Source organism: Streptomyces sp. NPDC096132 (assembly GCF_044763345.1).
In the GTDB taxonomy this organism is placed as follows: Bacteria; Actinomycetota; Actinomycetes; order Streptomycetales; family Streptomycetaceae; genus Streptomyces.
Map to the genome: position 1 here is coordinate 119,921 of NZ_JBIWGA010000019.1, position 12,829 is coordinate 132,749.

Annotated in this window: 14 protein-coding genes; 6 read left to right on the top strand and 8 right to left on the bottom strand. The window is 70.9% G+C overall.

The window, feature by feature from the left end; translation table 11 throughout:
* Positions 1-60: 60 nt before the first annotated feature.
* Both ACIRF9_RS36260 and ACIRF9_RS36265 read right to left on the bottom strand, forming a co-directional pair.
* Positions 61-1,374: a nitrate/nitrite transporter gene (locus tag ACIRF9_RS36260; protein WP_403831149.1), complete on the bottom strand. Its 1,314-nt coding sequence runs from the start codon at positions 1,372-1,374 to the stop codon at positions 61-63.
* The gene (locus ACIRF9_RS36265) at positions 1,371-2,054 is read right to left on the bottom strand and encodes a GntR family transcriptional regulator (protein ID WP_403831151.1); all 684 of its coding nucleotides are present in this window, start codon (positions 2,052-2,054) and stop codon (positions 1,371-1,373) included. The genes ACIRF9_RS36260 and ACIRF9_RS36265 overlap by 4 nt, the downstream gene beginning before the upstream one ends.
* 201 nt (positions 2,055-2,255) lie before the next feature.
* On the opposite strand from ACIRF9_RS36265, the gene ACIRF9_RS36270 reads away from it, so the two are divergent.
* Positions 2,256-3,152, top strand: a complete 897-nt coding sequence (locus ACIRF9_RS36270) for a D-alanyl-D-alanine carboxypeptidase family protein (protein WP_403831153.1) — start codon at positions 2,256-2,258, stop codon at positions 3,150-3,152.
* Between the two features lie 75 nt (positions 3,153-3,227).
* On the opposite strand, the gene ACIRF9_RS36275 is transcribed toward ACIRF9_RS36270, so the two are convergent.
* Positions 3,228-4,052, bottom strand: coding sequence for a maleylpyruvate isomerase family mycothiol-dependent enzyme (locus ACIRF9_RS36275; RefSeq protein WP_403831155.1), 825 nt, complete (start codon positions 4,050-4,052; stop codon positions 3,228-3,230).
* Between the two features lie 168 nt (positions 4,053-4,220).
* On the opposite strand from ACIRF9_RS36275, the gene ACIRF9_RS36280 reads away from it, so the two are divergent.
* Positions 4,221-5,042 (top strand): carbon-nitrogen family hydrolase, encoded by an 822-nt coding sequence (locus ACIRF9_RS36280; RefSeq protein WP_403831158.1) that lies wholly within the window; start codon positions 4,221-4,223, stop codon positions 5,040-5,042.
* Here the strand turns inward: ACIRF9_RS36280 and ACIRF9_RS36285 are convergent.
* Both ACIRF9_RS36285 and ACIRF9_RS36290 read right to left on the bottom strand, forming a co-directional pair.
* Entirely contained in the window at positions 5,039-5,899 is an 861-nt protein-coding gene (locus ACIRF9_RS36285) for a glutamate ABC transporter substrate-binding protein (RefSeq protein WP_403831160.1), read from the bottom strand. The two genes, ACIRF9_RS36280 and ACIRF9_RS36285, sit on opposite strands and share 4 nt — an antisense overlap.
* A 235-nt stretch (positions 5,900-6,134) precedes the next feature.
* Entirely contained in the window at positions 6,135-6,632 is a 498-nt protein-coding gene (locus ACIRF9_RS36290; RefSeq protein WP_403831163.1) for an LURP-one-related/scramblase family protein, read from the bottom strand.
* Positions 6,633-6,685: 53 nt separating this feature from the next.
* Between ACIRF9_RS36290 and ACIRF9_RS36295 the strand changes: the two genes are divergently transcribed.
* Positions 6,686-7,249, top strand: a complete 564-nt coding sequence (locus ACIRF9_RS36295; protein WP_403831165.1) for a hypothetical protein — start codon at positions 6,686-6,688, stop codon at positions 7,247-7,249.
* Here the strand turns inward: ACIRF9_RS36295 and ACIRF9_RS36300 are convergent.
* On the bottom strand, positions 7,191-8,186 hold the full coding sequence (locus tag ACIRF9_RS36300; protein WP_403831168.1) for a GlxA family transcriptional regulator: 996 nt from the start codon (positions 8,184-8,186) through the stop codon (positions 7,191-7,193). The two genes, ACIRF9_RS36295 and ACIRF9_RS36300, sit on opposite strands and share 59 nt — an antisense overlap.
* Before the next feature lie 53 nt (positions 8,187-8,239).
* On the opposite strand from ACIRF9_RS36300, the gene ACIRF9_RS36305 reads away from it, so the two are divergent.
* The 3 genes from ACIRF9_RS36305 to ACIRF9_RS36315 all read left to right on the top strand — a co-directional run bounded on the left by ACIRF9_RS36305 (position 8,240) and on the right by ACIRF9_RS36315 (position 11,306).
* Positions 8,240-8,632: a cupin domain-containing protein gene (locus tag ACIRF9_RS36305; protein WP_403831171.1), complete on the top strand. Its 393-nt coding sequence runs from the start codon at positions 8,240-8,242 to the stop codon at positions 8,630-8,632.
* A 246-nt stretch (positions 8,633-8,878) separates the two neighbouring features.
* Positions 8,879-9,448: a hypothetical protein gene (locus tag ACIRF9_RS36310; RefSeq protein WP_403831173.1), complete on the top strand. Its 570-nt coding sequence runs from the start codon at positions 8,879-8,881 to the stop codon at positions 9,446-9,448.
* Positions 9,449-9,476: 28 nt separating this feature from the next.
* Positions 9,477-11,306, top strand: coding sequence for an NHL domain-containing thioredoxin family protein (locus ACIRF9_RS36315; protein ID WP_403831176.1), 1,830 nt, complete (start codon positions 9,477-9,479; stop codon positions 11,304-11,306).
* Between the two features lie 10 nt (positions 11,307-11,316).
* Here the strand turns inward: ACIRF9_RS36315 and ACIRF9_RS36320 are convergent, their stop codons facing one another.
* Together ACIRF9_RS36320 and ACIRF9_RS36325 are read right to left on the bottom strand one after the other, a co-directional pair.
* Positions 11,317-11,481 (bottom strand): hypothetical protein, encoded by a 165-nt coding sequence (locus tag ACIRF9_RS36320; RefSeq protein WP_403831179.1) that lies wholly within the window; start codon positions 11,479-11,481, stop codon positions 11,317-11,319.
* Positions 11,482-11,529: 48 nt separating this feature from the next.
* A complete protein-coding gene (locus ACIRF9_RS36325) occupies positions 11,530-12,678 on the bottom strand; it encodes a glycosyltransferase (RefSeq protein ID WP_403831182.1) in 1,149 nt (382 codons plus the stop codon).
* Positions 12,679-12,829: the final 151 nt, after the last annotated feature.

The following is a 12,829-nucleotide window of genomic DNA, read 5'->3' on the forward strand; positions in this document are numbered from 1 at the left end:
GGATGTGCGGACAACCGGATTTCCCCGGAGGGCCTCCGCCGGTCCGGGGTCCCCGAACGTCTACGCCGGTACGTGCACCGTCTCCACCCGGCTCGCCACCAGCCGCTCCCGTTCCCGCCGGGCCGCCCGCCCGCGCAGGCGCAGGATCTGGCTCACGCCCAGTGCCTGGAGGACGAACACCACCGAGAAGGCGATCGTGTAGTCGCCGCCGGTCGCGTCCAGCAGCACACCGACCGCGAACAGGGTCGTCATCGAGGCGACGAAACCACCCATGTTCGTGATGCCGGAGGCCGTGCCCTGACGCTCCGGCGGGTTCGCGGGACGGGCGAAGTCGAAGCCGAGCATGGAGGCGGGACCACAGGAGCCCAGGACCACGCAGAGGACGACGAGCAGCCACATCGGCGCGTGGTCGGCGGGGTACGCCAGGGTCACCGCCCACATGAACGCCGTCGCGCCCACCGTGCCCAGCGCCAGCGGGAGCCGCGCGCCGTGGTGGCGGGCGACGATCTGGCCGTAGACCAGGCCCACGACCATGTTGGACAGGACCACCAGGGTCAGCAGTTCGCCCGCCGTCGCCCGGGACAGCCCCTGGGCCTCCACGAGGAACGGCAGGCCCCACAGCAGCAGGAACACCATCGCGGGGAACTGGGTCGTGAAGTGCACCCACAGGCCCAGCCGCGTCCCCGGCTCCCGCCAGGACGCGGCGATCTGACGGCGTACGTATGCGGCGCCCCGGTGCGGGAAGGGCTCGGGCTCGTGGCCCTCGGGGTGGTCCTTCAGGAAGAGGACGAGGAGGACCAGCACCACCACGCCCGCCAGCGCGCTGCCCGCGAAGGCCGCCGTCCAGCCGATGCCGTGCAGCAGGCGGGCCAGGACGAGGGTGGAGACCAGGTTGCCCGCCATGCCCGCGAGGCCGGCGAGCTGGGCCACCAGGGGGCCGCGGCGGGCCGGGAACCAGCGGGTGCCCAGGCGCAGCACGCTGATGAACGTCATCGCGTCCCCGCAGCCGAGCAGCGCGCGGGAGGCCAGCGCCGTGCCGTACGACGGGGAGAACGCGAAGCCCAGCTGGCCGGCGGTGAAGAGGACGACGCCGATCGTCAGCACCCTCTTCGTGCCGAGGCGGTCCACCAGCAGGCCGACCGGTATCTGCATGCCCGCGTAGACCAGGAGCTGGAGGATCGAGAAGGTCGACAGGGCCGAGGCGTTCACCTGGAAGCGGTCGGCCGCGTCGAGGCCGGCGACCCCCAGCGACGTACGGAAGATGACGGCGACGAAGTAGACGGAGACGCCGATCCCCCAGACGGCCACCGCGCGTCGCCCGCCCGGGGGATCACCCGGAAGGATGGAATGGGATCCGCTGCGGGTGACGCTCATCGGACCTCACCCCGCGCCAGGTGCGAGAACCAGCTGACGTGCCGGTGGACGATGCCCACGGCCGCTTCCGCGTCGCCCGCGCGCAACGCCTCCAGGATCTCCTCGTGCTCCGTCAGGGTCTTCGCGATGCGGTCGGGGTGGGAGTGCAGGACGGCGACGCCCATGCGCAGCTGGCGGTCGCGGAGCTGGTCGTAGAGCCGGGAGAGGATCTCGTTGCCCCCGCTGCGGACGATCTCCGCGTGGAAGCAGCGGTCCGTGACCGCGGCCGCCGCCAGGTCGCCCGCCGCGGCCTGCTCCTTCTGCCGTGCGAGCAGCTCCTCCAGACGGTCGATCAGCCCGGCCGGCGCGGGGACCGCCTTGCGCGCCGCGTGCTCCTCGACCAGCAGCCGGGTCTCCACCACGTCCGCGATCTCCTGCGCGGAGACCGGCAGGACCAGCGCGCCCTTCTTCGGATACAGCTTGATCAGGCCCTCCACCTCGAGGCGGAGGAGTGCCTCGCGCACCGGGGTGCGGGAGACGCCGACGGCTTCGGCCAGTTCGCCCTCGGTGAGGAGGATGCCGCCCTCGTAGCGACGGTCCAGGACGCCCTGCTTGACGTGGGCGTAGACGCGGTCGGCGGCGGGCGGTTGCTTGAGGGAGGTGGGGTTGGGGGCGGGGGTCGGCGGGGCGGAGGACGGCATGACCACAGGATAGATACAACACGTACGCATCGCGCGGCTCGTCCAGCATGCGGAACGGAACCACAGGTCATCAGAAATTCGTCCCAGCAAGCGCACAACCTTCTGTGCTACTTACGTGTCACACACATGCGGCCCCACCAACTTTCCCCATGTCAACTCGGCCGCACTCCAGGGGCATTCAACACAATCGGGGTATTTCAGTTGATAACCGCCACAAAGGGCATCCGGGCTCGAGCCGCCGCCGTCGTCGTCACGGCCAGTGCAGTGCTCGCCGGAGGAGTCCTCACCGCGGCACCCGCGCAGGCTGTCACGACGCCCACCCTCACGGCCAAGGGCGCGTACCTGATGAACAGCGCGACGGGCAAGACGCTCTACAGCAAGTCCGCCGACGTCAAGAGGCTCACCGCCTCCACCACGAAGACCATGACCGCGAAGGTCGTGCTCTCGCAGGCGAACCTGAACCTGGACGCCAAGGTCACGATCAAGAAGGCGTACAGCGACTACATCGTGGCGAACGGCGCTTCGTCCGCCCGTCTGATCGTGGGCGACAAGGTCACCGTCCGTCAGCTCCTCTACGGGATGATGCTGCAGTCCGGCTGTGACGCGGCGATGGCCCTCGCCGACAAGTTCGGCTCCGGCACGACCGTCGCGGCCCGCACCAAGAACTTCATCGCCAAGATGAACACCATGGCGAAGAGCCTGGGCATGACGAACACGAAGTTCGACTCGTTCGACGGCATCAGCAAGGGCGCCAACGCCTCGACGCCGCGCGACCTGACGCTGCTCGCCCGCAGCGTGATGAAGAACTCCACGTTCAAGACCGTCGTGAAGACCAAGTCCTACACGGCGAAGACGATCACCAAGACCGGTTCCACCCGCACCATGGGTGCCTGGACCAACACCAACACGCTGCTCGGCTGGAACGGCACGCTCGGTGTGAAGACCGGTTCCGGTACGGAGGCCAAGTACTGCCTCATCTTCGCCGCCACGCTCAACGGCGAGTCGGTCATGGGTACCGTCCTCACGGCTCCCGACGCGGCGAGCCGCACGGCGGACGTGAAGAAGCTCATCAACTACGGCTACGCGAAGATCAGCTGACCTGCGCACGCCACCCGTGAACGGGCCCGCCGTGATCCCACGGCGGGCCCGTTCCGTTGCACCCGCCCGCGGCGACTACTGGGTCACCGCGAAGTTCCGCAGGATCGCCGCCGTCAGTTCCGGCTCGCCCTCCGCCTTCACCCGGTCCGCGACCGCCTCCGGCGTCACCCGGCCGCAGGCCAGCCGGACGAACGTCTCCCAGTCGAGGGCGAAGGAGGCGGCGGGGCCGAGCGCGGGGGCGGTCTCCAGGGTGCCGCGGCCCTGGATGTCGACGCGGATGGTGCGCAGGAACTCGATCGGGCCGTGCACGTCGAAGACGACCGCGGAGCTGCGCGGGGCATCGGCCTTCTCTGCGACGACGGCCGGCAGCTCGGCGAGGAGCACGTCACGGGCGATGTGGGCGCCGGGGGAGTCGAGGTTGCCGGGGTGACCGAGGGCGGCCCGCAGGTCCTGCTCGTGCACCCACACGTTGAACGCGTGGCTGCGCATCGACCGCTCCAGTGTCAGCTCCGTGCCGAGGGGGCCGCGGACGATCGTCCCGGGCTGGCGCGACTCGTTGCGCAGCTGGCGGTTGCGACGGATGATCATCAGCTCCAGCTCGGACGTCATCTCCGGCGCGGTGTGGTGGCGGCGGACGTCCACCTGCATCTCCATGTACCGCTGGAGGTCGGTGGTGACGTGGAAAAGATCGCGCGGGAGTGAGTGGATCGGGCGCGGGTCGCCGTACATCTCGCTGTCGAGGCCGATGACATGGGAGACCACATCGCGGACCGACCAGCCCGGGCACGGGGTCCGCCGGTTCCACTCGCCCTCGACGAGCGGCTGCACCAGCTCGGATATCGCTTCGATGGAGTGGGTCCAGGCGTCGGCGTAGGGCTGGAGGGTGGGATGCAGACTCACGAACGGGACCCCTCGGCGGTCGGTACACGGGCGGATGGTGACGGCTGATGACGGCGTTGGCGGGTGTCTTGGAACGTTAAGTTACGCTGCTGTGAGGCACCCCGGCAGTGCTTTCGTGTGACGATCGTAGGCCTGTGTGGACGACTCGAATGCCAGGACGGTGGTAGTGTGCGCGCCTCTCTGATCCAGATCGCCGTAGAAGAGGGCGAATCGGTCGAATCGCGGCGGGCGCGGGTCGCTTCGTTGGTACGGGAACAAGCCGGTGCCGCGGATCTCGTGGTGCTGCCGGAGCTGTGGACGACCGGGGCGTTCGCCTACGAGGAGTTCGGCAGCGAGGCCGAGCCGCTTCAGGGGCCCACCTACGAGGCGATGGCCAAGGCCGCGAGCGACGCGGGCGTGTGGCTGCACGCGGGCTCGATCCCCGAACGAGACCCTGAGGGTCCTCTTTTCAACACGTCTCTCGTCTTCTCCCCCTCCGGTGAGCTCGCCGCCGCCTACCGCAAGATCCACCGCTTCGGCTTCGACAAGGGCGAGGCCGTGCTGATGGGCGCGGGGCGGGAACTGGTGACGGTTCGTCTCCCGGAGACGACCCTCGGGCTGGCCACCTGCTACGACCTCCGTTTCCCCGAACTCTTCCGCGGTCTCGTCGACGCCGGCGCCGAGACCCTGGTCCTCCCCGCGGGCTGGCCCGAGCGCCGCCGGGCGCACTGGACGCTGCTGGTCCAGGCGCGGGCGGTCGAGAACCAGGCGTTCGTGCTCGCGTGTGGAACGGCCGGGACGCACGCCGGAGTTCCGCAGGCGGGTCACTCGATCGTGGTGGATCCGTGGGGCGAGGTGCTGGGCGAGGCCGGTCCCGGCGAGCAGGTCCTCACCGTCGACTTCGACCCGGCGAAGGTCACCGCGACCCGCGAGCAGTTCCCGGCCCTGAAGGACCGGGTACTGGGCCTCGCCCGGCCCGAGCACCGCGACACGCACCAGGGCACCCCCTAGCCCCGGTACCGGGGCGCGGGCGGGTAGAAGTCGCCGTACGCGCCCAGCCACTTCTTGTGCAGGGCCAGGAGCGTTCCCGAGGAGCGCAGGCGGGCCAGTACGCCGTTGACGAAACGGACCAGCTCGGGCGAGTCCCGCGCCACGGCGATGCCGTGCGGCTCGTAGCTGAACCGAGGGCCGGTGATCCGGGTCGTGGGGTCCTGGGCGCGCAGCCCCGCGAGGACGTTGTCGGTGGTCGACACGGCGGCCACCTGCCCCAGCTGGAGCAGGACCAGACAGTCGGTCCAGTCGGGGACCGTCACCGGTGTCACCTTCGGACGGGCCCGGCGCAGCTCGGCCAGTGAGGTGGTGCCGTCGGCCGTGCACACCCGCTGTCCGGCGAGGTCCGCGAGCGTCTTCGCACCGGAGGCCTCGGGGACCAGGACCCGCTGGCCGGAGTCGAGGTAGTCGCTGCTGAACAGGACCCGTTCCATGCGCTCGCAGGTGATGGTCATCGAGTGGGCGACGAGGTCGACCTCGCCCTGCTCCAGCACCTCGATCCGTCGCCGCGACGGCACGGTCTTGAACTGCACCCGGTCCGGCCGCCCGAACAGGGCGGTGGAGATCTCCCGCACCAGCGCGATGTCCAGCCCGTCCAGCAGCCCTGTGGTGGGATCCCGGTAGCCGAACAGGTACGTGTTCTGGTCCACCCCGACGACGAGGCGCCCCCGCGCGACGATCCGCTCCATCGCCGAACCCTGCGGCATCGGCCCGCCCGGCTCGGGCATGCGGTCCGGTGGCTTCAGCGAGCGCAGGGGATCGCAGTCGGCCGTGTCGGCGCGCGCCGCCGACGTGGCCCGGCCGGGCGGATACGACACTGTCGACGATCCGTCCCCGGCCCGGAGGGACCCATCCGTGGCGGACGCCGTCAGCCCCGCCGTGGCCGCCAGCGCCAGGACCGCCCCGAGGGCGCGCCGACGTAACGCACCCCGCCCCGCCGCCTGCCCGCTGTCCCCCACGCGTGCCCCCCGCCGCCGTGGTACCCCGTCCGGCCCGTACGTCTGTTCCAGGGTGCGGCCCGGAGCGGCTCCGCCGCCACCCCTCGGCAAGGGTTCAGTCCTCCTCGCGCTCCTTCTCCGCCAGGTGGATCACACACACCGCCACCGCGATCAGCAGCGCCGGGTCCGCGTCCTCCCGTACGACGTCGACGCCGTACGTCTCCCGCACGTGCAGCCACCGCCGGGAGACGACGGCGAGCAGCTCACCGTCGTACTCGACCGCGAACTCCCGGTCGAGGATCTTCCCGCTGACGTCCAGCTCCGTGCTGCCGTCCGCCAGGGACACCCGGTAGTGGTTGCGCAGCAGCGACAGCCGCTTGCGCCGGACCGTGGCCAGCGGCTCGCCGTCCCGCTCGATCACCATCGTGTCCCGCAGGGCGAACATCTTCTGGCGGATGTCGATCAGGACCCGTCCCTGGGTGTCCTTCAGCTCGAACGTGTCCCGCAGCCGGATCGCCTTGCCGTCGACGAGGAACACCCTGTTGCCGTGGTCGTCCTCGATCCAGTAGTCGTCACCGAAGGCGAGCAGCCGGTCGCGCACGAGGAATCTCATACCGGTACCGCTTCCCCGACTGAGAAGATCTTTCCCGGAGAGGGCGGGAAAGGGTGAGACGGTTGACTCGACTGCGCGTGCTGATGGGCGTGTCCGCGCTGCTGGCCGGGGTGTCCGGGTGCTCCTCGCCCGGGGTGTGCGCAGGGGTCGGCGTGGTGTCCCAGGTCGGGGTGTTCTTCGTGGAGGAGGGATACGGAGATCTCGCCGGCGCCTCGTACGAGTTGTGCACGCGGGGCGAGTGCGCGAGGGGCGAGCTGACGCAGGAGGGCATCTCGAACCTGCACCTCCCGCTGCCGGACGACGTCGACCCCGACACCGCCCCGGTCCGCTTCAAGGTCACCCGCGAAGGTGCCACCACCCCCTTCATCGACGAGTCCGTCGAGGTGAGGCTCCTCCACCAGTCCGACGGCTGCGGCGGCGGGGGATACAGCCGAGGCCTCGCGTACACCAAGGAGGACGGACTGATGAAGAGCACCCCGGACGCCGTGTTCGCGGCGTGGATCAAGCAGCACGAGGAGCAGGCCACGGCGCTTCCCACAGCGCTTCCCACGGACGCGACTACGACACCGTCTGTCCGGCCCCCGGACCGAACCGCCGCCGGTACGCCGACGGGCTGAGTCCAGTCTCGCGCCGCACGCGTGCGCGCAGGTTGGCAGCCGTCCCCAGCCCGCTCCTGGCGGCGACCACGTCCAGCCGCTCCTCCCCCCGCTCGATCAGCCGGCAGGCGAGCGCCACCCGCTCCCCGGTCAGCCAGGCCAGCGGGGTCGTACCGAGCTGGGCCCGGAAGCGGCGGTGCAGGGTCGCCGGGCTGACCGCCGCCCGTGCCGCCAGGTCGGCCACCGCCAGCGGTTCCCCCAACCGCTCCTGCGCCCACGCCAGCAGCGGCGCCAGCGACTCGTCGGGCACGTCCGGAAGGGGGCGCTCCACGAACTGCCGCTGACCCCCGTCCCGGTGCGCGGCGAACACCAGCCGCCGGGACACCGCGTTCGCGATCTCGGCGCCGTGGTCGCGCCGTACGACGTACAGCCCGAGGTCGAGCGCGGCCGCGCTGCCCGCGGCGGTCAGGATGCCGCCGTCGTCGACGAAGAGGACGTCCGGCTCCAGCCGCACCTTCGGATGCAGCTCCCGGAACGTCTCGGCCCACATCCAGTGGGTGGTGGCCCGGCGGCCGTCGAGCAGGCCGGCTTCCGCGAGCGCGAAGCTACCGGTGCAGAAGCTCAGGACGCGCGCCCCACGCGCGTGCGTGCGCCGGATGGCCTCCAGTACGGCGGGGCCGCGCGGCACGACGTTGTCGGGCCGGCCCGGGACGACGAGGGTGTCCGCGCCGTCGACGGCGTCCAGGCCGCGCACGCCGGTCACCGTGAAGAAGCCGTGGTTCATCCGCACCTCGGGCGTCGGCGTGCACAGCATGACCTCGTACAGCGGCCCGGCAAGTCCGAGTTCGGGCCGCGGCAGTCCGAACAGCTCGGTGGCGACACCGACCTCGAAGGGGTTCGTGCCCTCGTCGACGATCACGGCGACCCGGTGTGGACGGTGCGAGGATCCTTGCGGCATGTGCGATTCCTAGCACTCGTACGGCTCTCGCACCACGGCCGAGGATGGTTGCCATGACCGATGAACCCGTCTCCCTCCCCGCCGCTCTGGCCTCCTTCACCCAGCGCTGGAGCCCCCGCATCGTCACCACCGTCAACGACTACGACGTCCGCGTGGCCAAGGCCGAGGGCGAGCACCTCTGGCACGTCCACGACCACACCGACGAGTTCTTCCTGGTCCTCGAGGGCGAACTGCACATCGGCCTGCGCGAGCCCGCCGGCGAACGCACCGTCGTCCTCCCCAAGGGCTCCGTCTTCACGGTCCCGCACGGCATCGAGCACAAGCCGTACGCCCCCGTCCCCACCGAGATCCTCGTCCTCGAACCGACCGGCACCTCCACCGTCGGCGACCGCCACGACGAGATCCCGTCCCACGTGGACGCGACGACGGGGCACACGCTGGCGTGACCCTTTCCCGCCCATCGCCGCCGACGGACGACCTAGTGCCGCGGCAGGCAACGTTTGCCCCGTCGCGACGCCCGGCACGCACTCTCGCCGCACCGGCCGAAAGCCCAAGTACATCCAGTACGAGGGCTTCCGGCCGGCACGACGAGAGCACGCTCCCCCACTCTCGACATCGCTCGAGCGGGGGGACCCCCACGACGCCGCTCCTTGACGGGCAAACGTTGCCTGCCGCGGCACTAGTCTGTGGCCATGACGGCGCAGCAGCCCGACGAGGTGGTCTTCGGGGGACATCGGTTCGCGGTGACCGCGGTCGACGGTGTGGGTCTCTTCGATCCCGCCGGGTACGGGCTCGAGCCACGGCCGCTCGGTACGCACTGCTATCGGGGCTACATCTGCCGGTACACCGTCACCGAGGGGCGGACGGTCTTGGAAGACCTCCGACTCGGGGCGGACGACGAACCGCCCCGTCTCGACGGTGTGCGGCCACGACGCGACGATGACCACCTGGAATGGTGCTACGAGGGGCTCGACCTTCCGGCCGCCTTCACCGGGCGTCTGCTCATCGGCCGCGGCGACCCGGACGACCGCCCGTATCTGAACATGGGATTCTGGCCCGCCTGGATGTACCAGGAGGTCCACGAACTCACTGTGCGGGACGGCGCCGTGCTCGCCGCCGTGGACTGCTCCTCGGAACTGGCCGCGGTACGGGCGAACCACGCCGAGACGGCCACCCGGCCGGCGCCGGGAGAGCCGACCAGGGACTGGATCTCCCGCACCTTCTCCCTGTCGTACTCCTACAGTCGGCCGGGCCGGTCCTGACCCCGGACTCGGCTGGCAAGCTGGACGCATGAACGACTCCTCTCCCCGCCGCGTCCGTGTCCGCGCCCCCGAGCTGATCGGCAAGGGCGGCTGGCTGAACACGGGTGGGCAGCAGTACACCCTCGCTGACCTGCGCGGACGCATTGTCGTGCTGGATTTTTGGACCTTTTGCTGCATCAACTGCCTGCACGTCCTCGACGAGTTGCGGGAGCTGGAGGAGAAGCACCGGGACACGGTCGTCGTGATCGGGGTGCACTCCCCGAAGTTCGTGCACGAGGCCGAGCACCAGGCCGTGGTGGACGCCGTGGAGCGGTACGGGGTCGAGCATCCCGTGCTGGACGACCCCGAGCTCGGTACCTGGAAGCAGTACGCGGTGCGTGCCTGGCCGACGTTGGTCGTCATCGACCCCGAGGGGTACGTCGTCGCCCAGCACGCCGGCGAGGGGCATGTGCACGCCATCGAGCGGCTGGTGGCGGAGCTGGAGGCCGAGCACGGGGCGAAGGGGACGCTGCGGCGCGGCGACGGGCCGTACGTGGCGCCGGAGCCGGAGCCGACGGCTCTGCGTTTCCCGGGGAAGGCCCTTCTCCTGCCCGACGGGAACTTCCTCGTCAGTGACACCACCCGGCATCAGTTGGTGGAGCTGGCGTCCGACGGGGAGAGCGTCGTACGGCGGATCGGGTCCGGGGTGCGGGGGTTCGAGGACGGCACCGGCCCGACTGCGGCCTTCAACGAGCCCCAGGGCCTCGCGCTCCTCGACGACTCCTCCGTCGTCGTCGCCGACACCGTCAACCACGCCCTGCGCCGGGTCGATCTCACGACGGGGGACGTGACGACCCTCGCGGGGACCGGGAAGCAGTGGTGGCAGGGGTCGGCGACCTCCGGTCCCGCCCGGGAGATCGATCTGTCCTCACCGTGGGACGTGGCCGTCTTCGGCGGGCGGGTGTGGATCGCCATGGCGGGGGTGCATCAGCTGTGGGCCTACGATCCGGCCGAACGGACGGTGGCGGTCGCCGCCGGTACCACCAACGAGGGGCTCGTCGACGGGCCGGTCGCCGAGGCCTGGTTCGCGCAGCCCTCCGGGCTCGCGGTCTCCGCCGACGGGGAGCGGCTGTGGCTCGCCGACTCCGAGACGTCCGCGCTGCGGTGGGTGGACCGGGAGGGTGTCGTGCACACCGCCGTGGGCACCGGGCTGTTCGACTTCGGGCACCGGGACGGGGCGGCGGAGCAGGCGCTGCTCCAGCATCCGCTGGGCGTCACCGTCCTGCCCGACGGGTCGGTCGCCGTCAGCGACACCTACAACCACGCCCTGCGCCGCTACGACCCGGCGACCGGAGAGGTCACCACGCTCGCCACCGATCTGAGGGAGCCCAGCGACGCCGTGCTCGTCGGTGACGACATCGTGGTCGTGGAGTCGGCCCGGCACCGGCTGACCCGGCTGCGGCTGCCGGAGGCGGCGGTGCGCGTGGAGGCCGTCGCGCATCGCACGCAGCGGGCGGCGACGGAGGTCGCGCCCGGCACGCTGCGGCTGGACGTGATCTTCCAGGCTCCGGCGGGTCAGAAGCTAGACACTCGGTACGGTCCGTCGACCCGGCTGCTGGTCTCCTCGACCCCGCCCGGGCTGCTCCTGAAGGGCGAGGGCGCGGACACCGACCTCTCCCGCACGCTGGAGCTCGACCCGGCCGTCGGCGAAGGGGTGCTGCACGTCTCGGCCATGGCGGCCTCCTGCGACGACGACCCGGCGAACAAGTACCCGTCCTGCCATGTCCACCAGCAGGACTGGGGCGTTCCGGTCCGCCTCACCGAAGGCGCGGCGGACCGGCTGCCGTTGGTCCTGGCCGGGATGGATCCCGACCAGTAGGTTTCCGGGCTCAGCGGCGGCGCGGGCGCGGGGCCAGCTTGAACAGGGCCACGCCCGCGGCGACCAGGGTGGTGGCGGTGACGACCAGCGCCATGCTGTTCATCCACAGACCGGTGGCGGCCAGGGTGGCGCCGCCGGCGCCCGTGGTTCCGGCGCCGATCACTCTTCCGTACATCGTGCTTCTCCTAGCGGGTTGGTGCGGGGTTGAGGGTGGGGGGCGGGATCAGGTGGCCACCCACTTCTCCTCGCTGCGGCGCACCATGCCCCACAGCGAGGTGAAGTAGACGGCGTGCTGGAAGAGGTCGTAGAGCATCTCCGGGACCATCAGCACCGCGACCAGGACGGCCTTCGGGCCCGCGCGGCGTACGGAGACGGTCTTCTCGACCACGAAGATCAGGCCGATCGCCGTCCAGAACGGCGAGAAGCCGGGCCAGCCGTACAGCGTGGTGTACGTGACCATGTAGGTGAGGTAGATCAGGAAGGACAGCGCGCCGAAGCCCATCAGGAACTGCTGGGCGAAGTAGCGGGCGGTGACCCGGGTCCAGCCGTAGTCGCGCAGGTTCTCCAGGGCGCCGCGCTGCCAGCGCAGCCGCTGGTGCCACAGCTTGCCCAGGGTGGGCATGACCTCGGTGGTGACCGCGCAGCCGGCTGGGGACATGGCCCGGTAGCCGAGGGTCTTGACCGCCTTGGTCATCTCGTCGTCCTCGGTGAGCGAGGCGAGGCTGTAGTAGCCGGTGCCGCCGCCGATGACTCCGGCGCGGCGGGCGGCGCGCACCTCGCGCAGGACGCGGGCGCGGAACATGGTGCCGGTGCCGGTGAGGACCTGCGCCTTGCCGCCGGTGCGTTCCAGTTCCCAGGCGTAGCGGTGGAACTCCATGCGCTGGAGCAGGCCGAGGAGGCCGCCGCCCTCCTCGCCGTAGAAGACGCCGCCGACGGCGCCGACCTTGCGGTTGAAGGTGCCGAGCGCGGTCTCGGCGAACCAGGGGTCGAGGACGGTGTCGGCGTCCTGGACCAGGAGCAGGTCGCGGTCGTCGAGGTGGGGCAGCATCCAGGCGATGGCCTGGTTGAGGGCGCCGGCCTTCTTGTGGGTGTTGCCCTGGGTGTGGAAGACCTGGGCGCCGTGCGCGGCGGCGATCTCGGCGGTGTCGTCGGTGCAGTTGTCGCAGACCACGACGACGAGGTCCGGCCGCCGGGTCTGGTCGCGCAGGCCGTCGATGGCGGCGCCGATGCGGTCGGCCTCGTTGTGGGCCGGGATCAGGACGGCGAGGCGGGGGCGCTCGTTCGGCTCCTCGGGGGCCGCGTGGGCGCGGCGGGACGCATGGCGACGCGCGCGATGCGGTCGTGGACCGCTCGGTGCCGCGAGGTCGAGCACGCCGGGACCCCCTGGTGCGAAGAGGCGGGCCCGGCACTGCTCACCCCCCGGGCCCTCAGACCCCAGAAGTCTTCACGAAATCCCTACAAGCCGACAAGTTGTCCCGAGTAACGGACTGCTCACGGTTGTCTGAATTTTTCCTGTGAGTCCC